Raw genomic sequence first — 22,033 nt, 5'->3', positions numbered from 1 at the left:
ATTATTGTCGGAGCAGGCCCAGCAGGCTCTTCAGCAGCGTATTTCTCAGGAAATCTCGGACTTGATCTTTTGTTATTGGATAAAAAAGAATTTCCAAGAGCAAAGCTTTGTTCCGGTGGAATTTCTCCAAGGACTCTTAAGACATTAGATGAAATGAATTTTGGCCACAAGATTGAAAGAAAATACCATAAAGTAATCGGGGGAAAAATAATTGCTCCAAATGGCGCAGTTATTGAAGGAAATATACCTAAGACTGAAAAATATAGAGACTATGGGTATGTGATACATAGAACTGAATTGGATAAGATGCTGAGAGACCATGGAATGCAAACTAAAAATTCTGAATTCAGGCAGGAAGAAGCAATTGACCTAATTATTGATGCGGGTTATGTTAAAGGCGTAAAAACCGAAAGCAATGAAAAAATTTATTCAAAAGCTGTTATTTTAGCTGACGGCGCAAATTCCCGCCTAGCAGAAAAATATGGGCTTATTGCACCCTGCAAAGAAAAAACAATTATTGCATTGGAAAGTTGGCGTGAACATATTGAAGTAAAAGACAGATTTGTTATTTATTATCATGAAAAGTTGCTGCCAGGTTACTTCTGGATTTTTCCTGAAGGCGATGGCAAAGCTAATGTTGGCCTGGGCTTCTGGGGCCTGTCAAAATATAAGGAAACCGATATTTATGATGTTTTTAAGGAAATTCAAGCTTCAAAGCAGATAGATAATTTATTGCAGGGCTCTAATATTACGCATGAACCAAAAGCCTGGACAATAAGGTTTAGAGATCCAAAAAAGATCCCTATTGGCAACGGAGTCATTGCAATAGGAGATAGCGGCGGATTTGCAAATCCTTTTACTGGAGAGGGAATTTATTATGCTCTTGAGTCCGGGAAATTTGCAGCAATGGCAGTCAAAAAAGCCCTTGAGACGGGCGATGTTTCTGCCGATGGCTTAAAACATTTTCAAGAATTATGCGCTGAAGAATTTGAGGAAGATGTGCAATTCAGCCATGTATTAAGAAAAATATTTGGCAATGCCGAGATTATAAATAGCCTTGCGATGAAAGCATCTGTTGATCCTGATCTTAACTCCTTGCTGCAAGGCATACTTGTAAATGTTAAACCTAAAGGGCAAATTTTACAGTTTGTTGATGAAAATATTCTCAGGTGATGCTTTTGATCAACCATAATACAGCTTATTCTCCTCTTTCTGCTCCCTGTCAAGCTGGGATCCTTCCTTGTTGATCCTTGGCCTGTTTGATTCTTTATCTCTTCTTAATGTGATCCCAAGCTCTCTTAAAAACAGGTTCATTCCGTCTTTCATATTAAATGGGCCTTTTGCTTCGCCATGCACAGCCGGCTCTCCTGCGAATACAACTAGTCCTTCTGATAAATAGTCTATGAATAATAAATCATGGTCAACAACCAATGCTGAAGTTCCCCTTTCTTCCATTATATCATGTATGACTTTTGAAACAGCCAGCCTTTGCTCAATATCGAGATAAGCAGAAGGCTCATCTAAAAGATATAGATCAGCTTTTTGCGAAAGGCATAATGCTATCGCAACCCTCTGCAATTCCCCGCCCGAAAGCTCGATGATTTTTTTAGCCAATAAATGCTTAAGATTCAGAGGCCTCATTAATTGAACATCGTATTTCTGCATTGCTTCCTTTAAAGCAGCCATTACAAGCTCATCTGATTTTGTTTCTATGTACTGCGGCTTGTAGCTGACTTTTATGTTTTGGTCAACTATGCCCTTGTCCTGCTTTAAGGCTCCTGCCAATATTTTTACAAAGGTTGTTTTTCCGATTCCATTTTCACCTAAAATGCCTATTGTTTCATGGCGGTGCAGTTCGCCTTTCTCTGCTTTTAATTTGAAAGAGCCAAGCTTCTTTTCAATATCCTGCCAGCCTGTAAGCAGCATTCTCTTTTTGGATTCTGTCGGCGGCTTTACTGAGAATTTTATTGTTTTATCCCTGAAGCGGACATTTTCTTCTTTTAAATATCCATCCAGGTAAATGTTTATACCGTTCCTTGCTGCCTTTGGCTGCGAAACAACTCCATAAACGCTTTCTTTGCCGTACATCATGTGAATCAGGTCGGTCATGTAATCCAGAATAATCAGATCATGCTCAACAACCATAACAGCTGTGTTTTCATCTGCAAGATTTTTTATGAATTTGCTTACTTTGATTCTTTGCTTTATATCAAGATATGAGCTTGGCTCGTCAAAAACATAGAGGTTTGCTTTTTTCAGTACAGTTGCTGCAATCGCCACTCTCTGCAGCTCTCCTCCTGAGATTTCATTGATGTTATTGTCGAGTATTTTTTCAATTTCCAGCTGTTTTGCAACCTTGCTCAATTCTTTTTTCTCATCCACTTTTTTCAGAAGATCAATTACTTTCCCTTTTGCTGTTTTGGGTATTGCATCAACCTGCTGCGGCTTGTAGCTTATCTTTATATGGCCTTTCTTTATTTTCTCAAAGAAAGACTGTGCTTCGCTGCCTTTGAAATGATCTATGAGCTCATCATAAGCTGCTTCTTTCTCCTTTCCAAAATTAGGCTTTAGCAAACCGGCCAATATTTTTAATGCTGTTGTTTTTCCGATCCCATTGACTCCCAAAATTCCGACAACTTTTCCGAATATAGGGATTGGCAGCCTGTACAAAGAAAATCCGTTTTTTCCGTAGCGGTGTATCGGGCCTTCTTTTAATTCCTCTGGAAGATTGATTATATGTATTGCGCCGAAAGGGCATCTGTTGACGCATATGCCGCAGCCTGTGCAAAGCTCTTCATCTATCTGCGCCTTGGTTGACAGCCCCTTTATTATGCAGTCCTTGCCGATCCTGTTGACAGGGCACACCCTAATGCAAAGATAGTTTCCGCAGCCTTCTGGGTTGCATTTGTCCTTTTCAACAACAGCGATTCTTGCCATATGGCTTGTTTTTGTTTATTGTTTAATAAAGCTTATGATTTACAAAATTAAGTAAGAAGCTAGTACTTAAAAATTCTCTCATATTCCTTGTGATCGAACCATTCCAGAATGATATTTACAATTTTTATTTCATCAGTTTCTATGGTATACAACAGCCTCCATGCATTGGGCAGATTATATTTCCAAAGGTTAGTAATTTCGTGTTTTTGAACATAAACTGCAGGCCACAGGTTCTTAGGTATTTTTATACCGCAAGCTGGGTTTAATTTTATGTCTTCAATAGCTCTGCATATGAATTTATACAGTTGTTTGTCTTCAAATTTGCCATCTGTTAGGGATTCAAACTCTTCTTTTAATTTCTGGCTTATGAAAGCAACAAGAATCTCTTTTCTCATCTTACTACAAGCCCTTCAGAAATCAATTGTTTTATTCTTTTTGGGTTATATGTCCAAATTATGCATCTGTCTTTATCTATCATGATTTTTCCAGATTTTTCTAAATAATCCAGAATTGTCTGAAATGTCTGATACATCATTTTCTTAGGCAGCTTTTTCCATAATTGATATTTTCCGCATTCCTGGCTGTATTTTTGTATTGCTTTTTCTACCATAATCACTGACTCTAGTGTAGGGCTGTGCAAAATAGTTGCCTGTTCCATCTTATATAAGTATATATAAGAACTAATATTTAAACCTTTTGAATTTTTGATCCCTTGCTGGCCATTTTTAAAAACGTTTATAAACAAAGGAAAAAACATAAACTTATGAAATGCGAAATATGCGGCAACAAGGTGAATGAAACATTTTTGAAGAAGGTAATCGGGACAATGGCAAAAGATGAGAAGGGGAAGCAGCATTATTTCTGCTTTGAATGCCAGAAGAAGTTTCAGAGCAAGGAAGAGCTGCTGAAAAATATTAGATGATCTGATGCCCCTGTAGCTTAGCCAGCTAAAGCGCGAGTTTCGTAAACTCGAGATCAAGGGTGCAAATCCCTTTGGGGGCTTTTAAATGAAACTAACTACAACGAATTTCGAGCGCGCAGTCTTCTTCAGCTGGTACTGCAGCACTGCAGACTGCAAGTTCTGCTATATGAGCACCCAGCCGAAAGGCCAGAAGATGGCTGTAAGATCATTTGCATCAATTCTGGCTGAATTCATCCTGTGCAAAAAACTAGGCTGGGATATCGGCTTCCTGTCAGGCGGGCATAATGCGTATGCAGCAACGGACTTTTTAGAGATGCTGAAATTAATTAAAAAAACCATAAATGAAAAGATATGGATCAACATAGGGCCAATTAAAAAGAGAGATTTGATCAAATTCAGGCCGTACATCAAAGGCGTTGTTGCTTCTATAGAAACTATCAACCCAAAAGTCCATGATATTGTCTGCCCTTCAAAGCCGATTAAGCCATTTGAAAAGATGCTTGAAGAAGCCCTAAAACTTAAGCTAAAAACTGCAATGACAATAATACTCGGCTTAGGAGAAAATATTAATGATTTTGAAAGATTGAAAGATTTCATTAAAAAATACAAGATATCAAAAATACATTTCTACGGATTAAACCCCCAAAAGGGAACGATCTTTGAAAAATCAAGCCCTCCGAAAAAAGAATATATGGCAGAATGGATAAAATTGACGAGAAAGGAATCCCCGAAAATAGACATACAGGCAGGAATATGGCTGGACAGGGTTTATTATGTTTCTGATCTGCTGAAAGCAGGGGCAAACTCGATAAGCAAGTTCCCTGCATTGAGGCATTTTGGATCGAAATATGCGAGAGAAATTGAAAGGCAGGCGAAAATTGCTGGGAGGAAGTTTAGAGGAACTTTGACAGAATTCAAAAGGTTTGATGTTGATAAAGAAATTAAAAGATTAAAGCTAGTTAAAAGCCTGAAAGAAAAAGTTAAAAACAAGCTTGAGCTTTATCTGAAAAACCTAAAAACCCCTACTTCTCCTTCTTAACTTTAAGCTCAATCCACCTTTCTGGTTTTTTCTTCTTATTCAGCACATGCATAAGCGAATTCGTTATTGTTGCGCCGTGCCCTTCAAAATAGCCCACGATTATCTTAGAGAACATATAAAGCACAACGCTTACTCCGACAATCACATAGAATATTGTGAAGATCTTAGATGCATCTGTAGTCGGGTGCAAGTCTCCAAAGCCGACTGTTGTGAGTGTTGTCGCTGAAAAATAAAAGGAATCCACCCATGACCAGCGCTCTAAATTATGGTAGACAGTTGCCCCTGTAAGCAGGATTGCAAATACAAGGAAGATTGTTATTAATGTGCTTATTCTCTGCTTCATCCTATTTGTTTTTTATCTGACCCCATTTTGTTATGATTATTATTCCAAATACGCAGATCAATGTCACAATGAGGGCAACAAACACCCTGAAATAAAAGCTGTTGCCGCTTAGCTTGAGATAATCAAGCACTTTATTGACGCCTTCAGTTATGAGATCCTTCCAGTACAATGCGAGAATAAATGCAAATGCCGCTGATATGGCAATAGCTATGTTTTTCCTCACTTCATTCTGGAAGTATTTTGCGTGATTTACAAGCTTTTGGTTCAATTCGTTTTGTTTCATCATGGAAATTAAAAAACAGCTTAAATAAAAACGTTTCTATTATCTTGCTCATATAAGTAATAAATTACTCGATCTTAAATTCGATGTTTGCCATTTTCCACTGCAAGTTATTCATACCTTAATGAATCAGCAGGCCTCATATATGCCGCCTGCCTTGCCGGAAGCATTCCTGAAGCAATTCCGACAGCAACTGAAAACAGCAATGATCCAATAATCAAATACCCCGGGAAATATGCCTTTAAGATTGACACTCCCATCCTGGTTGTGATGTAAACCACAATGTTGCTCAAGCCAACTCCGATCAGTATGCCGATTACGCCTCCGGTAAGCCCAAGCAATCCGGATTCTATCAGGAATATCTGCGCAATATCTGAGTTCTTCGCTCCAATTGCCTTCATAACGCCAATCTCTTGCGTTCTCTCTAAAACAGATGTGTACATTGTATTCATTATCCCTATTCCGCCAACTAGCAAGCTTATCGCAGCAATTCCGATCAGAACAGCCTGCACAATTGTAAACACTGTTTTGAAAGTGTCCAGCAGCTGGGCCGATGTCTGTATTGAGAAATCCTCTTCTCCTTCCTTTACATTCCTTTCGCCACGCAGCCTTTTTTTAATGTTTTCTGCAACTGCATTTGCATCTTCGCCTTCCTTTATCTGCGCTATTATCGTATTATATTTTTCAGGCTCATTTAAAACAGCTCTTGCAACATCCAATGGAATAAGTATCTGCGAGTCATCCTGGGGATTGCCTATCCTGCCCAATATCCCGATAATCTTAAAATCCTTTCCTTCAACTTCTATTTTGTCCCCTGGCTTAAGATTTTTTTTGAAAACCCTGCCTTCGCTGAACATTATGCCAACTAATGCATTATAGCTGTCGCCTTTCTTCAAGTCCCTACCTTCAATGATTTTAAAAGAATGTATGCTCTGGATTATTTTTCTGGATTCATCTGTCGGCATTCCGGTTGCCCAGCTGTATTTGAATTCATTGCCGCTTTTCATTCTTGCCAGTTTATATATGAAGCCAGCAGCAAGATCAACGCCTCTGGATTTTTTTATTGCATCAAGATCTTTCTCTTTCAGCTCTGATGCTGCAGAGCTTCCTCCAACTCCTGAAAAAGTCCCGCCAGGGCTTATAATTATCTTGTCAACGCCAAGCATCTTAAACTGCTCGTTTATTGTCTCCTGCAATCCCTGGCCAAGGCTGATCAGGGCAACAACCAATGCTATTCCTATGAAAATGCCGAGCATTGTGAGCCATGTCCTTACTCTTCTTTCCCTGAAATTAAGGAAGGCGTATTTTACATAATCGTTGATCATTTTTTCCTCAATGCATCTACCGGGCTTAATAATGCAGCCTGCCTTGCCGGCAAAGAGCCTGAAACAGATCCTATTAAAAATGAAAATGCCAAAGCGCTGATTATCAATAAAGGGCTGATGTTTGCCCTGAACAATGTTATGCCATAGCCCTGCACAACAAATTCAACTGCCTTTGCTATTGAAATGCCGATAACAACTCCGATAAAGCCGCCAGCAAGGCTAAGAAGCCCTGATTCTATCAAAAAAATCTTTGCAATGTCTGAATTTTTAGCTCCAATTGCCTTCATTATCCCTATCTCTTTTGTTCTCTCCAAAACAGAAGTGTACATAGTATTCATTATGCCGATTCCGCCAACAATAAGGCTTATTGCAGCAATACCTATCAAGACTGCCTGCACAACATCAAGAATAACTGTAACAGTTGCAACCCTCTGCTCAACTGTCTGCACTGTGAAATCTTCTTCATTTTCTTTAACATTCCTGAATTTCCTAAGCTCTTTCTTTATTGCCTCGGCCACTTTGGATGGCTCAAACCCGGCCGAGGTTGTGACCATTATTGATGATATTTTTTCAGGCTCGCTGAATATTTCCCTTGCTGTATCAAGGGGAATTCTGACAAGAAGGTCATGAATGCCAGTTCCAATCAGTTTCTGAATGCCGACAACCTCGAATTCCTTGCCTTCAACTTTTATTTTATCTCCCAGCCTTATATCGACATTGAAGAGATCATGCACCACCTTATAGCCCAGAACTGCCTTGTATTTATCAGTTTGCTTTAATTGCCGTCCTTCACCTATTTCAAAAAGGCCTATTTCATCCAATCTTTTTCTTGTTTCTGCATCAGTTGAAACTCCGAAAACAAGTGTATGCTTAACTTTGTCCTGAAATTCAATTCTTGCTGTTTCTGAAAGAATCCCGGTTGCGAAATCCACTCCAGCAACTTTGCTTACAGCATCAATATCTTTTTTTGTCAATTCAGATGCAGAAAGCGAAGAGCCTGCTCCCGGCGGGCCAAATGCAATGCCGCCGGCTTCAATAATAACCCTGTTTGAGCCTACTTTTTTGAATTCCTCATTAAGCGCAGCTTTCATGCCAGTGCTCAATGAAATAAGCGCAACAATGGCAGCTATCCCTATCAATATGCCTATGATTGTGAGGATTCCCCTTTTCTTTCTGTGCAAAAAATTGCTGTATGCAAACTTAATGTAGTCTTTGAGCATTTTTATCCATTATCAAAAAGAAAAAATAAATTAAGCTTTTTTCCTTCTGCTCTTTTTCAATTTACTGTAGCCCCACCATGCTGCAGCTGCAATGATGATCAACAAAATAATTCCCCAAAAGCCATTGCCCTGCTTTATGCCGAGCTTTTCAGGGCTGATTATCTTGAGCTCCAGGCTGATGTTGGCAGAATAATCCTTGTTGTTTGCATCCTTGTAATCAACTGCGAGCGGAAGAATCACCTTGCCGTCTTTTGCATTTTTCAGGAACAGCCTGAATTCTGCTGTTTCATAATCATCTGAATCCACATTCCCAACATAAACAACATCAGGCGAGACTATTTCATAGTCATTTGTTTCTTTCAGCCTTGCATTCACAAATTTTATGTCTGTCAATCCTTTGTTTACAAACTTAATGATGATTTTGCCTGAGCTTCCAATCTTGTATATTGTTGAGCTTTCTATGCTGATGTAGAGGTCTGGGGCTGAGCCGACAACTAAGCCGATTAAATGCGCTTTTGTGTAATTCTTTCCAAGCCTGTCCATATAGCTGATTTCAAGCGGAACCTTATAAACATCTGCCTTTGTATCCGGGGCAGTTATCAGCTTGAATGTTGCTGTTTCCTTTAATCCTGCATCAAGATTTTTTATTGCTTTTTCATTGGATGAGTCTATTGGGGCAAACGGAGTGTCATTTAAATTAAGCTTGATCCTGATGTCTTTTAAAAGAGAGCTTGCAATGTTCTTAATTACAACATTCAGCGCGGCTTCGTTTCCTGGCACAATTATTCTTGGCGTTGAATTTGCTGATTCAACTGATATTATTGCTTCATGCGCTTGTATGCTTACATTGAATGCGCTTGTTACAACCCACTCAGAGCCTGATGCTGTTTTGTAGCGGACCTTGATTTCGTTTTCACCATCAACAGCATTCTCATCGACCTTAAGCCTGAACTTTGCAATGACTCCTTCTGAGCCCAGCTGTATTCCGGATATGCTGCCGAGGTTTTTTGATGCGCTGTCTCCAGAGCCGATTGAAAACGGATATTGCGGAAGAATGTCAAGCGTTACATTAGAAGCCGCCCTTGTTCCCCAGTTTTCAGCTTTAAAGCGCAGGTCAACATATCCCGCAGGCTCTGCAGGGTCAGGCTCCTGGCTTATCAGCGTTATTTTTATATCCCTGCTTTCCGGGTTAGCAACAGTTGTAGTGGTTGTTATTGCATAAACAATGTTTATTGAAATCGCCAGCAAAACAAAAACCAAAATCACGTGCAATATTTTTTTATTCATCTAACCCACCTCGTTAAGGCTTTTTACGATTTTACCATCTCTGAGATATTCAATCCTGTCTGCTTCTTTTGCAAGAGCTGCGTCATGCGTGACCAAAATGAAAGTTTTGCCTTCTTTTTCATGCATCTTTTTTAAAAAGTGTATTATATCCCTGCCGCTTCTGCTGTCGAGATTCCCAGTTGGCTCGTCGGCCAGCATCACATCGGGATTGTTAGCAAGCGATCTGGCAATTGCCACTCTTTGCTGCTGGCCTCCGCTCATTTCTGAAGGCTTGTGGCGCATCCTGTCAGTTAACCCAACTATTGCCAAAAGCTCTTTTGCAGCTTTTATGCGCTCATCTGCCGGCACATCCTGGAAAGTCATTGGCAGGGCAACATTTTCAATGGCAGTTAATGTGGGGATCAGGTTGAACTGCTGGAATATGAAGCCTATTTTTCTGCCCCTTATCTGGGCAAGCTCTGATTCGCGCAATTTGGCTATATTCTGGCCTTCAAGGAAGATGTCGCCTTTTGTCGGAATATCAAGGCAGCCAACCATGTTCATTGCTGTGCTTTTTCCGCTGCCGCTCGGTCCCTGTATTGCAACAAACTCGCCTTTTTTTATTTTAAGGTTTAGGCCGCATAATGCATTAACCTCAACTTCACCCATATTGTATGTTTTCCAAACATTCCTTAATTCGATTATCGCGCTCATTTTTCCTTCAGCATTTTATTTATATCCCCTCCGAAAAATTTTGACAGCAATTTAGTCATTACATCGGCCTTGACCAAAATGATTCCGCGGGCTCCCATTTTTTCACCGCTTAATACAAGAAATTTTTCTCCTTTGCCTATTCCTAATTTTTTTCTCAGTTTTGACGGCAGCACCATCTGCCCTCTTTCGCCTATGATCGTGCTTCCGTAATACTCGAATGACCTGTCCTCAAGCATTTTTAAGTATGATTTTTCATACTTTATAAACTTTTCGTATTAATCATACGTTTCATACATAAGATGACTCAAAAATCAATAAAAACAGACTTTTATTTTTTGAAAATCATTCCAACAGTGTCATGAAGCTCATCAACAAGAAGTTTAATTTCATCCATCAGCTTAAATCCTAAATCAAATAGTTCTTGTTTTAATGAACTTACACCAACGTAATTCTCTAAGAACAGTCAATAATTTAAGTTATCTTTGTTGGAATAGGTATTGGCTGAAGTGCTGGATTTGGAGATATTATCAAATCCTTAGCTTTTTCATATATATTCTTTAAAAATACCTTTACCTTACTATCTGCTTTTTTTAATAACATTGGATCTTGGTCATTCAGGTACAACGATGATGCTAGACTTAGAAATCCTATTCCCATAGACACATCATACGCGGGGTCTATATTAGTTGCGTTATATATTAGGGCTTTACCCAAAAATGTTGCTCCTGTTAAGAAAACGGGGAGTCTTAATAATCAATTATATGATTTATAAAAGGTATCAACTGGGTCGATGGGGGTGGATTCACTTACAATGTTGCGATCTTTCTTCCAAAAAAATACTTCACTAGCATTATAAAGACCCTCTATGTTCATAGTTAGATTATAGCTTAGACCTAAATTTAATTCATTTGAAATGCCAAATAGGTTCGTTCCTATCTCTGCAATACAACCACCACCGTATGCAGTACCAATTAATTTGAGTAAACCTAAAATTCTTTTTGGTAATTTCTTCTCCAATTTATGCCCGAGTTTGGTGTATTGTTTCTGAATTGTTCTATCTAAACATTCTACAGGTTTTAACATTGATTCTAATGTCATTTTATTTTCCCTCATTTAACTGTTTTGTTTCATTCTAATTTAACTTCTCCATTCAAAACTGCTCTGCATAAACAACCATCAAATTGCGTTCGGGTTATCTTTCTCACTTTTCTAAAATATTCATTATGAAAGATATCAAATATATTTTTTGTATGACCATAATCATCTATTACTTTGTTCTCTCTTTTTGGGGGTATAGCTATTCCGGGAGACATACTATCTCCAATTAATACTAATTCAGTTGACTGCCTATCTTTGCAGTTATTTTTACCGTAAACTCCTCCACTAGAATAGATGTCAGCTAAAGAATTATGTTGCCCAAGACTGAGGGATAATTCATTTTCTTTTCCTTTAGCTTTACCAGAAAATATTATCGGTTCTATAAAGCAATACAAATCAAGCTTTTCTACTAAAGGAATGATATTTTCAATTACATCTCTATAATTTTCTCTTGATACCATTGTTTCAATACCTAACCTTTCTTGAGGTATTCTTTCAATCAATTTTGTTAATGCTAGAGGAATACCTATACCATCTTCAATTATATAATATGGGTACTCTTCTAATTTAACCCCGGCCATACCCGCAGCTTTTCTTTGGTCAGAATTCCAATATTTGACATAAAGGTTAATTTCAAGTTCTCTTACCTTTTCAATTAATTCGGATGAATTCATGCCTATATATTCTTTTGCTAAGCCATCATTCCAAAAAACCGAACCATTTGTGAATACAACAGATTTCATGTCTTTTTTATGTAAATATTCCTGAACATTCCAAAAATCTTTTGAGAGTGTTAATTCGCCAAGTCCTGGCCAATAGGTTACCTTAGCACCCAAATCTTTTGCTTGGTTAATAATATCTTTTAACTGTCCCTCGTTTAAATTTTCTTCTGCAAAGCCTTCAGTAAAACAATAATTTGGGCATTCAAAATTACACCAGTTAGGACCTTGCATTATTGTTAATATATGTATGCTATCTCTCATGAATTCTTCTGGGATGATTAGCCCATCATCTAAAGAATAATCTATTGTTTCATTTTTCTCTATTAGTTTTCCTTTTTCATTCGGGATAAGTATCGGGAATAATTTTTTTATCATTTTCTTTCCCCTCCTTGATTTATTCCTAAAGATTCGTTCGCAGTTTTTGTATATAACTCAGCTACGGCTTTGATAAGATAGTCTGATTGATTTGTGATTTCTCCTGTTGAGAAGACTAATCCTCCAGAAAAACTACCACTTAAACGAATACCATCTGGTGCACTACCGCTAAGCTCAAGATAAACATGAGTCACATGCTTTTGTTTTGCTGAATCAATTGTTTTTTGAACTGCAAGCAAGAGTGTATTATTATACCACAAACTTGTCCCATCATAAAACGATTGTTCACTAAATTCACTATTCAACCTAAGTTGCCCGACTATACCAAAATCAATATTACCAATATGCTCTAAACTTCCTTTTTCTATCTTGATTTTTTTCTCTAAATCTGAAAGAAAATTAATTCCATCGATTGTTTTCTGTAGATACAAATTGCCAGATGCGTCATAAAACTTCTTTTTATCCAAAGAATCAACATCACCATAAACAATAACTTCTGCATGAGCATTAAAATACCTTGGTTTCTGCCCTTTATACTTATAAAGTTCATTACAGACTGTCTCTTTATCCGGGTAAAGTAGCACCGAATCAATTAATGTGATGTTCTTTCCTTTGAATTCCGGTTTAATGCGATAGACTTCAAGATATTCCTGATCGCCAATTTCAAACAGACTTGTTCTTTCCTCATTCAAGTTTTCTTTGATAGATTTATGTATCTCATGTTTCTTAATTACCTTAGTAGGAATCTCATCTGGATATTGTATTCCACATCCAGCAATACCTAAAACTAATGCTCCTGTCAAAACAATTGATGTTAATGTTTTTTTGATTGTCATTTTAATTCCTTCTTGCATTTATTTATCATAACATAGTAATAACACTCTATTATAAGAAACTTCTGTTATAAAAATCCATCAAATCGAAATATTTAAATACTTATTTTTAGGTATAATGGAATATGTCACAAAATTCAATACAATTAGACATTAAGGACAGAAAGATACTGGAGCAATTAGACTTAAATGCCCGGCAAAGCAATTCGCAAATAGCCAAAAAAGTTGGTGTAAGCAAGGACGTAGTAAATTACAGGATAAAGAAGTTAGAGAACGATAGTATAATTAAAGGATATTACTCTGTTTTAAACATAACAAAACTTGGTTATATGACTTATAAATTAATGCTTACATTTCAGAATATCACCTCAGAAATAGAAAAAGAGATTATTGACTATTTTATTAAAAGCCCATATGTTGGCTGGATTGTAAGCTGCGATGGCTATTACAATCTAATGGCTATTGCATGGGTAAAAAGCCCGATTGTTTTTGATGATTTTTTCACAGATTTTTTGAATAAATACTCTCAATATGTGCAGGAAAGGGATGTTATTGTAATAACAGAGAATCATGCCTGTAGAAAAGCTTATTTGTTTAATAAAAAATTTGATGATTCTCCTGATATTTTCTATTCAGGAGAGCCTGAATTTGATTTGGATAAAACAGACTTGCAGATTATTAAAATTTTAGCAAACAATTCAAGAATTCCATTGTACGAAATAGCAAGCAAGTTAGACCTAACCGCAGAAGCTATTGCTTACAGAATAAGACAACTGCAAAAGAAAAACATAATCCAGGCGTTTAGACCTATAATAAACACATCGCAATTAGGTTATCAGTATCATAATGTCCTATTTAGGCTTCAGAATTTTGAAAACATCAAAAAGATATTTCAATATTTCAAACAGCATCCAAACATAATCTATTTTGTCAAATATCTTGGCTCTTATGACCTAGGAATTGATTTGGAAGTAAAAGGTGATAAAGAATTAAGAGCGATTTTAAAAGGGATAAAAGATGCTTTTAGCAAAGATATTAAAAGCTATAATTCTGTTTTAATATATGAAGAGCATAAATTATCATATTTGCCTGAATAAAACAAAAACATTTAGAAAAACATATAAATAAGCCATTTCTTCATTTGCTTATGAAAAAGCGAAGAATAAACAAACAAGTACTTGTGACATTATTTTTGGCATTCATAATGGTGTTCAGCACATTTGCCGTTATTTTCGACAGGTATACAAATGTTGTAAAGCTGAAGTATAACGGCTATAGTTTCTCACAAAATGGAAATCTTTTTGCAACAAAAATAAATGGGAAGAATGTTTATTTTGACAATTTTCCAAAAAATGTCGAAGACATAAATTTAAGCAATGATGCTGTAAATAAGGTATTGAACACTAAAATGCTTTATATCACTTACGATATTTCACAAGACACGCGCAAGATAATGGGAAAAGCGCAGTATGACCTTCAAAATGCGCTGTGGCAGAATTTAAAGATATATGCGGCAGCCTCGCTGATGAATGAAAGCGAGTACAAGCTTCCTGTTGTCAGCTGCAGGAATGCAACAGCGACTGTGCCTGTCATAGAGCTGTCTTATTCCAATGAAACAGGGGTTGATTTGGAAGGGAACTGCATATCCATTCATTCAACTAATGAAGAAGGCCTTATAAGATTGAAGGACAGGGTATTATTTGGATTATTTGGAATAATAAAATAAAATGGACATTGTTAAAAACATATTCGGAGTATTCATTGAAGCAACTCCTGTATTGCTTATGATAGTCCTTACTCCATTTGTGAAAAATGACTATATTCTGGCTGCAATATACCTTGTTATTATTGCCATTTCTTTTTTGGTCAGATATGAGAAGGGTGACGCTGTTTTTTTGGTTTTGGGCTTTGCCATGATGTTTTTCTTTGAATATTTATTCATTTCTACAGGGTCAGAAACATTTGAAAGAAGAAGCCTGTTTGGAGTTATGCCCGTATGGCTGCCGATATTATGGGCATATGGCTTTGTTGCAATAAAAAGGGCAGCAGACATACTGAAATGAAAAAAGCAGATGAAGAAGTGATCAAGGATGTGTCTGAGATAGAAAAAACACTTGAAGATGATGATGAAAAGGAACCTGATGAAGAGGAAAAAACCGACAGCAAAAAGGCAATAAGGGTTTTTCTAATAGCCATTATTGTTTTGATCGTTGCATTCGCATTAATATTCAGCGTAAAGTATTTCTACAGCAAGGAAGAAAATCCGCAGGAATACAAATACGGCGCATATAAGTTCACCAAAATAGGCGGCATGTGGTACACTCAGATACAGAACGAAAACAACATTTTCAACATTCCGCTGCATTACAATCCCGGCGAAATAAAAAATATATCGATTTTAGGAAAAATTGATGGCAGGTTTAATTTCAGCAAAAGCATTTATTTGACTTCTGATCCGGCAGAATCCGGGGCAGGCTATGTTGCACTGGCTGCTGCTGAATTAAGCCTGAACATGGTGCAGGGCCTTGGACTAATGCCTGTTGCAGCATGCTCTGAAAACAGGACAATTCCCTGCGCCGTAAGGCCGATCATCAACTGCACAAACACAAATGAGCCGGTTATTTACTTAAAAGAAACTGGAAAAGCTGAAGTAGAGCTTAAGGGTAATTGTGTTGTGATCAAGGGCGTTAATGTTGATCTTGTAAGGGCAACAGATAGATTGCTTTATCAATTGTATAAGATAATGAAATAAATTACAGTTCTAGAGCACCATTCTCAGTCAGCACAATCAACCTTATCCCAACTCCGAGCTTTAATAATGCTGACAATACAGCCATGTGCTCTTTTCCTGACCCTGCGATCATGTTGAAGGCAACCTCTATGCCTGTTATCTTTTTCTCAAGCTGTTTTTTTATGTTTTCGCTTAGTTTCTGCAGCGGCTCTTTTGGATCTGTGATTATAAATTCAACATTCTTCACTTTAGGAAAATCCTTTCTGCAGAGATCATCTGCCACAAGGAGCACTTTTTCCCACTGCTGGCTGTTAATTAATTTAACCAGATAATCTTGCGTTATTTTTGCTGCCGAGAGGCAGGCTATTAGCTCTGTCATTTTGCATCACACATGTATAACTATGTTCATTATTAAAACAGCAATGTAGCCCAAAAACAATATCCATCCTTCTGCTCTTGTTATCCTCTGCCTGTAAACCATAAATGTAAGCAGCAGCATGCTCATTGCGACCATTATCGGAATGTCAAAGCGCAGCCATCCTGCTGTTATTGTTATCGGCTGTATGATTGATAAAATTCCTAATGTAACTAGCAGCGTAAATATATTTGAGCCAAGTGTTTCTGAAACAGCAACTTCTTCCATGTTTTTTAATGTTGCCTGGATTGCGGCTGCTATATTAGGTATAGAAGGGCCTATTGCGCCTATTGTCAGGCCGATAAGAAGGTCTGAAAATCCAAATGCGCCAGATATCCATGTTAATGATTTTGAAAAAAGATATGATCCTATCAAGAGAAGGACCATGCCGAAAATAAAGCTCAAAACTCCTGCTTTTATTTTGCCGAACTGCAGGCCGATAAAGTCCAGCTCTATCTCTACTTCCTTCAGCTCTTTTTCTTTCTGGGCTTCATGCTTTGATTTTTCCTGAACCCAGACATTAATCAAATAGGGTATAAAAATAAGGATGAATGCAAATCCTTCAGATCTTGTAATCTGATAATCCATGCTTAAAACAAGAACAACAATAGCAACGCACAGGGCAAATATGCTGTCCCTTAAAATCAAAGACCTGCTGACCTTAAGCGGCTTTATCATTGCAGACAAGCCGGTCATTAAGCCTATGTTGCATATTATTGAGCCGATTATGACGCCCAAGCTTATATCTATATGGCCCAGCTTTGCAGCCCAGACAGCAACTATTATTTCAGGCAGGCTGACCATTATTGAAACAAGTATCAGGCCAATAGCGACGTGTGTTGTTCCGAGCTTCTGAGCAAGAGGGATCAAAGAATCAGTTGCCCAGTCAGAGCCGAGTGTAATGAATATTATGCTCAAAAGGATTATAAATGCCAATAATAATATTATTTCAAACATAAGAAAAGATTTTAAAGATCAATATATAAATGTTATGGGAAAGTAAATTAATCATCAATATGTAAGCGGGCATTGATTGTTGGCGCAGCTATTATTTTTGGCATTTGCTCTACTTCTTTTTCGTAATATCTAACATATCTTGAAGCCATCCAGGAGACTTTATCATTTTCGTTATGAAGATGGTATTTTAAGCAAGCTAAAGACTTAGGATGTTTAATATAACTCAATACCTTAAAAAGTTCTTGGAGTTGGCATAAAAGAATATGGTCAAATCTCTCTTCATCATTTGTAATGCTTTGCAATTTATTCACCAGATAATCAGCTTTTTCAATCAAAGAAGGCAATGAGCTTTCATCAGCTAAAAATAACATTGAACTTGCAATATCAGTTATAACCCCTTCATTTTCTTCTTTTTTAAGGGCACTATTCAAGAGTGGAAGGGCTCTTTTTCCAAAAAGACCAAGAGCTTCAGCAGTCCAACCTCTCATAGAAGGATCTAGATCATGGTTAAGTGCTTCATTAAGATAAGGCAATGCTGGAAGGCAGTCTATTGATCCCAATAATTGTGCGAAAGGCCCTCTACCTGCAAGGGTTAAATAAAGGTTAGGATGATAAATTGTCATGGTATCGCATAGCAAACAAGGTATAGTTTCGTCAAGCACTATTTTACAGATTGTTTTTGGCTGCTTTAGCACTGGAAAAAGAGGTTCGCCATCATATCTAGTTTCAAGCAAAATTATATCGTCTATTCGAAATAATCGATTGAGACAATCTTTTTTTCCTAGGATCAGATATTCTTCTCTTAATTTTTTTCCAAATTCTGTTACATAGTCATAATTCATTTATAAGCATAAAACCAGACGAATTTATATTATTTGTGTTTTTAGAGAACCCAACTTTACAGGAAACTATTTAAATGATGCATATTTCTTTTTTATCCATGATCTTCGACTTCACAAGACTGGATATATTGCGGATGTTTAATATCGGCATACCTTTCAATTCGCTGATCCTTGAAATAATAGATGTAATAATCATGAGCATTGTGATCGGCTTTATTTTCAAGGATATTTTCAGAAGGCCTGCTGCCGGATCATATGACCCTTTGAAACATTACGGAAGATTAAGCTTTTCTAACTTTAAGTTTGCAGTTGCTGCTGTTGCTCCTGCAATTGCGCTGCATGAATTAGGGCATAAGTTTGCTGCAATGGCTTTTGGAGTTTCAGCAACATTTTTCGCAGCCTATGGATGGCTGTTGGTCGGAATATTCCTGAAGCTAATTGGATTTGGCTTTATTTTCTTTATCCCAGGGTTTGTAATGCCGCTTCAGCCTCTGACTTCCATGCAGAGCGGAGTGATAGCATTTGTCGGGCCTTTTGTAAATCTGATATTGTGGATTGGATCGTGGATTGTTTTAAAGAAAATGAAAATAAATAAAAGATATTACCCGGTATTGTATTTGACGAAGCAGATCAATATGTTTTTATTTATATTGAACATGCTGCCGATTCCGGGAATTGATGGGTTTAGTGTTTATAGCAGCATTTTTAAGATGTTTTAACATTTTTGAGAAAACTTTATAAATAAAACTATATGTTCTTAGTTATGCTCACTAATAAAACAAAGTGGATCATTGTAACTGGGGGAGTTCTTTCTGGATTAGGCAAGGGGATCGTAACTGCATCAATTGGAAGGCTTCTCAATTCAACTTACAAAGTGATTCCGGTAAAGTGCGACGGCTACCTTAATGTTGATCCCGGCACAATGAACCCGATAGAGCACGGCGAAGTTTTCGTGCTGGATGATGGAGGAGAGGTTGACATGGATTTCGGGCATTATGAGCGCTTCTTGAATATTGACTGCAAGTTCAAATGGAACTTAACTTCTGGAAAGGTTTTCAAGGCGGTTATTGACCGCGAAAGAAAAGGCGATTATCTTGGCAAGACTGTGCAGATGATACCCCATGTTACAGATGAAATTAAAAACAGGCTTTTTGAAATCGCAAATGAGGAAAAAGCGGACATTATGCTTGTTGAAATCGGAGGCACAGTCGGGGATATGGAAAATATGCTCTTTATAGAGGCCACAAGGCAGCTTAAAGCTATTGTTGGAAGGGAAAATATCTTATATGTTCATCTCGCATTTGTTCCTGTTGTCGGAGGCGTAGAGGAGCAGAAAAGCAAGCCAACGCAGCAGAGCGTTTCAATGCTAGAGCAGAGGGGAATACAGCCTGATATTGTGATAGGCAGGTCGGAGGAGTATTTGCAGGATAAGATAAAGGAGAAGATCGCCTTGTTTTCCAATGTAAGGAAAGAGGAAGTGATATCAGACCCGAAAGTGGAAACAACTTATGAGCTGCCTCTTATTTTTGAAAAGGAAGGATTGCTGAAAGTTTTAAAGGAAAAACTAGCTCTTAGGGAAATAAAGGACTTAACTGAATGGAAAAAATTAGTTGCAAACATAAAAAACCCAAAAAACAAGATCAAGATTGCAGTCTGCGGCAAATACACTGCATTGATGGATTCTTATGCCAGCATCATAGAGGCATTGATGCACGCAGGAGCGCACCTCAATGCAAAAGTTGAACTGAAATGGATTGAAACAACAGAAATAGAGAATGGAAAAGTAAAAGTTGAAGATGCCTTAAAGGATGTTAATGGCGTTATTGTTCCCGGCGGATTTGGCTCCAGGGGAACAGAAGGAAAAATAAAAGTGATACAATATGCCCGTGAAAATGACATTCCTTTCCTTGGATTGTGCTATGGATTGCAGTTAGCGGTTATTGAATTCGCAAGAAATGTGTGCAATCTTAAAGACGCCAACACAAGCGAGAATGATGAGAAAACAAAGAACCCTGTTATAGATATTCTGCCTGAACAAAAAAATGTCAGGGAAAAGGGCGCAACTATGCGGCTTGGAGCGTATAGAGCTATTTTGAAAGAAGGAACTAAAGTTTATGAGTTATATGGGCAGAAAGAAGTAATCGAACGCCATAGACACAGATATGAAGTCAACCCAAAGCACCATAAGATTCTTGAAAATCATGGTTTAATATTCTCTGGGCACCATATAAGGGAGGATGGTACAAAACTCGTAGAATTTATTGAATTGAGTAATGGCAAATTCCGAGCCACCCAAGCACATCCTGAACTCAAATCGAGATTAATTAAACCAGCACCTTTGTTCTTGGGATTTGTGAGAGATGCATTAGGGTACACATCCTAAGATGGCACGTAATATGTTGTGCCATTAGATTTTATTTGTTTTATATTTCCTTGCTTTTGTATTTCTTTAAGTATTTTGTAAGCCTTGGATGAACCCACATCCAACAATCTTCTGCAGTCTCGATTGCGCATAATCCTATTTTTCATGAGATATTCCATTATGATTTTTTTTCTATTTTCAAAACTGTTGTCTTCATATTCAAGAGAATATCTGGCTCTGTTTCCTGCATCTATTAAGAATAATTTATTATTTTTCACTAGTTTGGTTATAAATCTATGTGCTCTATCTTTTGTTAGGTTTAAAATCCTTCTAATCTCCTTAATAGTTATGGTTTTGTTCTCCTTAAGATACTCCAGTACTCTTTTCTCCTTGAAACCAAAGTAAATTTTAGTTTCGTACAACTCCTTGGCTCTTTTGGAAATAGCTTTTTTGTACCTATTATCAAATATTGGCTGCTTCCACCAAAGATTTGCAATAGGACCATATTTTCTGACCGCTTCTCTTATTTCATGCATTAAGGATATTATTCCTTCCCTATTGCAAAATAAGCGATACACCTTTGTTCCTTTCTTTGTAATAGATGTTTGAATGCTCAGAGTGCCAGGAAATACGTCATTCCATAATATTTTGACTTTTTCTATCACTTGCTCATCAGGATCCACAAAGAGCGAGAGCATCCAGTTACTGCAAGAACCATCATCCACAATGAACGCCAGTAACATCTGTATTTTATGATCTTTCGGTAGTTGTTTTAAGGTATCTAAAAGTAGAAGCTTATCATGAATTAAGTGTTCATGATTTAAGCCAAATATTGCTGCAAAATTCTTGAAATTTTTCTTATGCACTATTATCTTCTTTGTTCCGTACTTATCACTTATGATTGGTCCCCAAGATTTTACTTTCAAGAATTTAGCTAGTTCAACAAATTCTTCCATATGTTTATTACTCCAATCATAGTGTCCGTAATAATTTACGCTGCCATCACCTATCCTATGCGCCAGAAGTCTTGTATGCAGCGGGGTCCAACCAATAGTTTTCAATTGTTCATTTATGTTCATTTTAATTGTCTCAAATTCTCGTTATGCAGGATTTGTGTATGAAGAAAAAGGGGTTGAAGTAAAAACGACTTAATGGATTTCATGTTTCTAAGACACCAAAAGAAAGATTAAGTCAGCTTAACTTTCCTCTTTTTCAACTGAACTTGTATACAATGCATTTATATATCTTGTGCCTGCAGTTGTCTAGTGTGTCCAGTGACTATACCGCCAAAGTCAGTTCAGTTGTTTTATGGACTTCATAAAATAGCAATAAAATCACTCGGACTGATGTTTTCTAAAAGAAGAAAGGATTTTGCGCTGGTTTTGGCTTTTGATGAAGAAAAAAGAATCTCGCTGCACATGCTCTTTGTTTTTTACCCGATTGATGTGCTGTTTTTAAATAAAAACGGGAAAATTGTTGAAATAAAAAAGAATTTTAAGCCCTTTACTGTTTATACTGGCATCAGAAGAGCAAAATATGCTGTTGAATTGCCTTGCGGCATCATTAATAAAACAAAGCTCAATGATAAAATAGAATTCTGATCGGGTATATAGTGCATATAACAACATTTATAAAGCGCTGGATATTCCTGA

At 37.2% G+C, this 22,033-nt stretch carries 28 protein-coding genes and 1 tRNA gene; 11 read left to right on the top strand and 18 right to left on the bottom strand.

The features are described 5' to 3' along the window. Positions 1 to 1,173: NAD(P)/FAD-dependent oxidoreductase (locus tag HYU07_04620; protein ID MBI2129498.1), on the top strand; the 1,173-nt coding region annotated here is incomplete at its 5' end. 9 nt (positions 1,174 to 1,182) lie between these two features. Here HYU07_04620 and HYU07_04615 read toward each other — a convergent pair. The 3 genes from HYU07_04615 to HYU07_04605 are packed head-to-tail and all read right to left on the bottom strand — an operon-like array spanning position 1,183 to position 3,595. Next, positions 1,183 to 2,937 carry a ribosome biogenesis/translation initiation ATPase RLI gene (locus HYU07_04615; protein ID MBI2129497.1) on the bottom strand — a complete coding sequence of 585 codons (1,755 nt, stop codon included), beginning with the start codon at positions 2,935 to 2,937 and terminating at the stop codon, positions 1,183 to 1,185. Positions 2,938 to 2,996: 59 nt separating this feature from the next. Continuing rightward, complete coding sequence (locus HYU07_04610; GenBank protein MBI2129496.1) at positions 2,997 to 3,332, bottom strand: type II toxin-antitoxin system YoeB family toxin; 336 nt, start codon at positions 3,330 to 3,332, stop codon at positions 2,997 to 2,999. Continuing rightward, a complete protein-coding gene (locus HYU07_04605) occupies positions 3,329 to 3,595 on the bottom strand; it encodes a hypothetical protein (GenBank protein MBI2129495.1) in 267 nt (88 codons plus the stop codon). The genes HYU07_04610 and HYU07_04605 overlap by 4 nt, the downstream gene beginning before the upstream one ends. Before the next feature lie 105 nt (positions 3,596 to 3,700). Here HYU07_04605 and HYU07_04600 point away from each other — a divergent pair, with 105 nt between their 5' ends. The 3 genes from HYU07_04600 to HYU07_04590 all read left to right on the top strand — a co-directional run bounded on the left by HYU07_04600 (position 3,701) and on the right by HYU07_04590 (position 4,898). Beyond that, positions 3,701 to 3,859, top strand: coding sequence for a hypothetical protein (locus tag HYU07_04600; protein MBI2129494.1), 159 nt, complete (start codon positions 3,701 to 3,703; stop codon positions 3,857 to 3,859). A 6-nt stretch (positions 3,860 to 3,865) separates the two neighbouring features. Next, positions 3,866 to 3,939 (top strand) — tRNA-Thr (locus tag HYU07_04595). Positions 3,940 to 3,944: 5 nt separating this feature from the next. Then, positions 3,945 to 4,898 (top strand): radical SAM protein, encoded by a 954-nt coding sequence (locus HYU07_04590; protein MBI2129493.1) that lies wholly within the window; start codon positions 3,945 to 3,947, stop codon positions 4,896 to 4,898. Here HYU07_04590 and HYU07_04585 read toward each other — a convergent pair. The 11 genes from HYU07_04585 to HYU07_04535 form a co-directional block, all read right to left on the bottom strand. Beyond that, on the bottom strand, positions 4,882 to 5,241 hold the full coding sequence (locus HYU07_04585) for a two pore domain potassium channel family protein (GenBank protein MBI2129492.1): 360 nt from the start codon (positions 5,239 to 5,241) through the stop codon (positions 4,882 to 4,884). The genes HYU07_04590 and HYU07_04585 overlap by 17 nt on opposite strands. A 1-nt stretch (position 5,242) precedes the next feature. Then, positions 5,243 to 5,527 (bottom strand): hypothetical protein, encoded by a 285-nt coding sequence (locus HYU07_04580; GenBank protein ID MBI2129491.1) that lies wholly within the window; start codon positions 5,525 to 5,527, stop codon positions 5,243 to 5,245. 104 nt (positions 5,528 to 5,631) lie between these two features. Then, positions 5,632 to 6,846, bottom strand: a complete 1,215-nt coding sequence (locus HYU07_04575; GenBank protein ID MBI2129490.1) for an ABC transporter permease — start codon at positions 6,844 to 6,846, stop codon at positions 5,632 to 5,634. Beyond that, the gene (locus HYU07_04570) at positions 6,843 to 8,066 is read right to left on the bottom strand and encodes an ABC transporter permease (GenBank protein MBI2129489.1); all 1,224 of its coding nucleotides are present in this window, start codon (positions 8,064 to 8,066) and stop codon (positions 6,843 to 6,845) included. Before HYU07_04570 ends, HYU07_04575 begins: the two co-directional genes overlap by 4 nt. A gap of 30 nt (positions 8,067 to 8,096) precedes the next feature. Beyond that, on the bottom strand, positions 8,097 to 9,353 hold the full coding sequence (locus HYU07_04565) for a hypothetical protein (protein MBI2129488.1): 1,257 nt from the start codon (positions 9,351 to 9,353) through the stop codon (positions 8,097 to 8,099). Next, on the bottom strand, positions 9,354 to 10,046 hold the full coding sequence (locus HYU07_04560) for an ABC transporter ATP-binding protein (protein ID MBI2129487.1): 693 nt from the start codon (positions 10,044 to 10,046) through the stop codon (positions 9,354 to 9,356). After that, the gene (locus tag HYU07_04555; GenBank protein ID MBI2129486.1) at positions 10,043 to 10,282 is read right to left on the bottom strand and encodes an AbrB/MazE/SpoVT family DNA-binding domain-containing protein; all 240 of its coding nucleotides are present in this window, start codon (positions 10,280 to 10,282) and stop codon (positions 10,043 to 10,045) included. Before HYU07_04555 ends, HYU07_04560 begins: the two co-directional genes overlap by 4 nt. Before the next feature lie 235 nt (positions 10,283 to 10,517). Beyond that, positions 10,518 to 10,760: a hypothetical protein gene (locus HYU07_04550; GenBank protein MBI2129485.1), complete on the bottom strand. Its 243-nt coding sequence runs from the start codon at positions 10,758 to 10,760 to the stop codon at positions 10,518 to 10,520. A 39-nt stretch (positions 10,761 to 10,799) separates the two neighbouring features. Further along, positions 10,800 to 11,144, bottom strand: coding sequence for a hypothetical protein (locus HYU07_04545; protein MBI2129484.1), 345 nt, complete (start codon positions 11,142 to 11,144; stop codon positions 10,800 to 10,802). Between the two features lie 29 nt (positions 11,145 to 11,173). Then, a complete protein-coding gene (locus HYU07_04540; GenBank protein MBI2129483.1) occupies positions 11,174 to 12,241 on the bottom strand; it encodes a hypothetical protein in 1,068 nt (355 codons plus the stop codon). Beyond that, the gene (locus tag HYU07_04535) at positions 12,238 to 13,077 is read right to left on the bottom strand and encodes a hypothetical protein (GenBank protein ID MBI2129482.1); all 840 of its coding nucleotides are present in this window, start codon (positions 13,075 to 13,077) and stop codon (positions 12,238 to 12,240) included. Before HYU07_04535 ends, HYU07_04540 begins: the two co-directional genes overlap by 4 nt. A gap of 122 nt (positions 13,078 to 13,199) precedes the next feature. Between HYU07_04535 and HYU07_04530 the strand changes: the two genes are divergently transcribed. From HYU07_04530 to HYU07_04515, 4 genes are read left to right on the top strand one after another with little or no spacing between them, the layout of a single operon-like run. Further along, positions 13,200 to 14,171, top strand: coding sequence for an Lrp/AsnC family transcriptional regulator (locus HYU07_04530; protein MBI2129481.1), 972 nt, complete (start codon positions 13,200 to 13,202; stop codon positions 14,169 to 14,171). Positions 14,172 to 14,221: 50 nt separating this feature from the next. Next, positions 14,222 to 14,800, top strand: coding sequence for a hypothetical protein (locus tag HYU07_04525; protein MBI2129480.1), 579 nt, complete (start codon positions 14,222 to 14,224; stop codon positions 14,798 to 14,800). A 1-nt stretch (position 14,801) separates the two neighbouring features. Then, on the top strand, positions 14,802 to 15,137 hold the full coding sequence (locus HYU07_04520) for a hypothetical protein (protein ID MBI2129479.1): 336 nt from the start codon (positions 14,802 to 14,804) through the stop codon (positions 15,135 to 15,137). Then, positions 15,134 to 15,826 carry a hypothetical protein gene (locus HYU07_04515; GenBank protein MBI2129478.1) on the top strand — a complete coding sequence of 231 codons (693 nt, stop codon included), beginning with the start codon at positions 15,134 to 15,136 and terminating at the stop codon, positions 15,824 to 15,826. The genes HYU07_04520 and HYU07_04515 overlap by 4 nt, the downstream gene beginning before the upstream one ends. A 1-nt stretch (position 15,827) precedes the next feature. On the opposite strand, the gene HYU07_04510 is transcribed toward HYU07_04515, so the two are convergent. Genes HYU07_04510 through HYU07_04500 form a run of 3 tightly spaced genes read right to left on the bottom strand, consistent with a single transcriptional unit; the run spans position 15,828 to position 18,019 of the window. Further along, positions 15,828 to 16,184 (bottom strand): hypothetical protein, encoded by a 357-nt coding sequence (locus HYU07_04510; GenBank protein ID MBI2129477.1) that lies wholly within the window; start codon positions 16,182 to 16,184, stop codon positions 15,828 to 15,830. A gap of 6 nt (positions 16,185 to 16,190) precedes the next feature. Continuing rightward, the gene (locus HYU07_04505; protein MBI2129476.1) at positions 16,191 to 17,177 is read right to left on the bottom strand and encodes a calcium/sodium antiporter; all 987 of its coding nucleotides are present in this window, start codon (positions 17,175 to 17,177) and stop codon (positions 16,191 to 16,193) included. Between the two features lie 47 nt (positions 17,178 to 17,224). After that, a complete protein-coding gene (locus HYU07_04500) occupies positions 17,225 to 18,019 on the bottom strand; it encodes a hypothetical protein (protein MBI2129475.1) in 795 nt (264 codons plus the stop codon). Between the two features lie 98 nt (positions 18,020 to 18,117). Here HYU07_04500 and HYU07_04495 point away from each other — a divergent pair, with 98 nt between their 5' ends. Then, positions 18,118 to 18,738 carry a hypothetical protein gene (locus tag HYU07_04495; GenBank protein MBI2129474.1) on the top strand — a complete coding sequence of 207 codons (621 nt, stop codon included), beginning with the start codon at positions 18,118 to 18,120 and terminating at the stop codon, positions 18,736 to 18,738. A 44-nt stretch (positions 18,739 to 18,782) separates the two neighbouring features. Continuing rightward, positions 18,783 to 20,402: a CTP synthase (glutamine hydrolyzing) gene (gene pyrG / locus HYU07_04490; GenBank protein MBI2129473.1), complete on the top strand. Its 1,620-nt coding sequence runs from the start codon at positions 18,783 to 18,785 to the stop codon at positions 20,400 to 20,402. Here pyrG and HYU07_04485 read toward each other — a convergent pair. Next, complete coding sequence (locus HYU07_04485) at positions 20,399 to 21,460, bottom strand: winged helix-turn-helix transcriptional regulator (GenBank protein ID MBI2129472.1); 1,062 nt, start codon at positions 21,458 to 21,460, stop codon at positions 20,399 to 20,401. The genes pyrG and HYU07_04485 overlap by 4 nt on opposite strands. Positions 21,461 to 21,727: 267 nt before the next feature. Here HYU07_04485 and HYU07_04480 point away from each other — a divergent pair, with 267 nt between their 5' ends. Continuing rightward, positions 21,728 to 21,982, top strand: a complete 255-nt coding sequence (locus tag HYU07_04480) for a DUF192 domain-containing protein (GenBank protein MBI2129471.1) — start codon at positions 21,728 to 21,730, stop codon at positions 21,980 to 21,982. Positions 21,983 to 22,033: the final 51 nt, after the last annotated feature.

The sequence above is a fragment of the Candidatus Woesearchaeota archaeon genome, assembly GCA_016180285.1.
GTDB lineage: Archaea > Nanobdellota > Nanobdellia > Woesearchaeales > JACPBO01 > JACPBO01.
The sequence above is the reverse complement of the archived record's forward strand: the minus strand, read 5'-3'. Positions and strand labels throughout refer to the sequence as shown.

Coding starts and splice junctions, on each gene's coding strand:
- HYU07_04615 (MBI2129497.1), bottom strand. CDS start 2,937: ATGGCAAGAATCGCTGTTGTTGAAAAGGACAAATGCAACCCAGAAGGC.
- HYU07_04610 (MBI2129496.1), bottom strand. CDS start 3,332: ATGAGAAAAGAGATTCTTGTTGCTTTCATAAGCCAGAAATTAAAAGAA.
- HYU07_04605 (MBI2129495.1), bottom strand. CDS start 3,595: ATGGAACAGGCAACTATTTTGCACAGCCCTACACTAGAGTCAGTGATT.
- HYU07_04600 (MBI2129494.1), top strand. CDS start 3,701: ATGAAATGCGAAATATGCGGCAACAAGGTGAATGAAACATTTTTGAAG.
- HYU07_04590 (MBI2129493.1), top strand. CDS start 3,945: ATGAAACTAACTACAACGAATTTCGAGCGCGCAGTCTTCTTCAGCTGG.
- HYU07_04585 (MBI2129492.1), bottom strand. CDS start 5,241: ATGAAGCAGAGAATAAGCACATTAATAACAATCTTCCTTGTATTTGCA.
- HYU07_04580 (MBI2129491.1), bottom strand. CDS start 5,527: ATGATGAAACAAAACGAATTGAACCAAAAGCTTGTAAATCACGCAAAA.
- HYU07_04575 (MBI2129490.1), bottom strand. CDS start 6,846: ATGATCAACGATTATGTAAAATACGCCTTCCTTAATTTCAGGGAAAGA.
- HYU07_04570 (MBI2129489.1), bottom strand. CDS start 8,066: ATGCTCAAAGACTACATTAAGTTTGCATACAGCAATTTTTTGCACAGA.
- HYU07_04565 (MBI2129488.1), bottom strand. CDS start 9,353: ATGAATAAAAAAATATTGCACGTGATTTTGGTTTTTGTTTTGCTGGCG.
- HYU07_04560 (MBI2129487.1), bottom strand. CDS start 10,046: ATGAGCGCGATAATCGAATTAAGGAATGTTTGGAAAACATACAATATG.
- HYU07_04555 (MBI2129486.1), bottom strand. CDS start 10,282: ATGCTTGAGGACAGGTCATTCGAGTATTACGGAAGCACGATCATAGGC.
- HYU07_04545 (MBI2129484.1), bottom strand. CDS start 11,144: ATGACATTAGAATCAATGTTAAAACCTGTAGAATGTTTAGATAGAACA.
- HYU07_04540 (MBI2129483.1), bottom strand. CDS start 12,241: ATGATAAAAAAATTATTCCCGATACTTATCCCGAATGAAAAAGGAAAA.
- HYU07_04535 (MBI2129482.1), bottom strand. CDS start 13,077: ATGACAATCAAAAAAACATTAACATCAATTGTTTTGACAGGAGCATTA.
- HYU07_04530 (MBI2129481.1), top strand. CDS start 13,200: ATGTCACAAAATTCAATACAATTAGACATTAAGGACAGAAAGATACTG.
- HYU07_04525 (MBI2129480.1), top strand. CDS start 14,222: ATGAAAAAGCGAAGAATAAACAAACAAGTACTTGTGACATTATTTTTG.
- HYU07_04520 (MBI2129479.1), top strand. CDS start 14,802: ATGGACATTGTTAAAAACATATTCGGAGTATTCATTGAAGCAACTCCT.
- HYU07_04515 (MBI2129478.1), top strand. CDS start 15,134: ATGAAAAAAGCAGATGAAGAAGTGATCAAGGATGTGTCTGAGATAGAA.
- HYU07_04510 (MBI2129477.1), bottom strand. CDS start 16,184: ATGACAGAGCTAATAGCCTGCCTCTCGGCAGCAAAAATAACGCAAGAT.
- HYU07_04505 (MBI2129476.1), bottom strand. CDS start 17,177: ATGTTTGAAATAATATTATTATTGGCATTTATAATCCTTTTGAGCATA.
- HYU07_04500 (MBI2129475.1), bottom strand. CDS start 18,019: ATGAATTATGACTATGTAACAGAATTTGGAAAAAAATTAAGAGAAGAA.
- HYU07_04495 (MBI2129474.1), top strand. CDS start 18,118: ATGATCTTCGACTTCACAAGACTGGATATATTGCGGATGTTTAATATC.
- pyrG (MBI2129473.1), top strand. CDS start 18,783: ATGCTCACTAATAAAACAAAGTGGATCATTGTAACTGGGGGAGTTCTT.
- HYU07_04485 (MBI2129472.1), bottom strand. CDS start 21,460: ATGAACATAAATGAACAATTGAAAACTATTGGTTGGACCCCGCTGCAT.
- HYU07_04480 (MBI2129471.1), top strand. CDS start 21,728: ATGTTTTCTAAAAGAAGAAAGGATTTTGCGCTGGTTTTGGCTTTTGAT.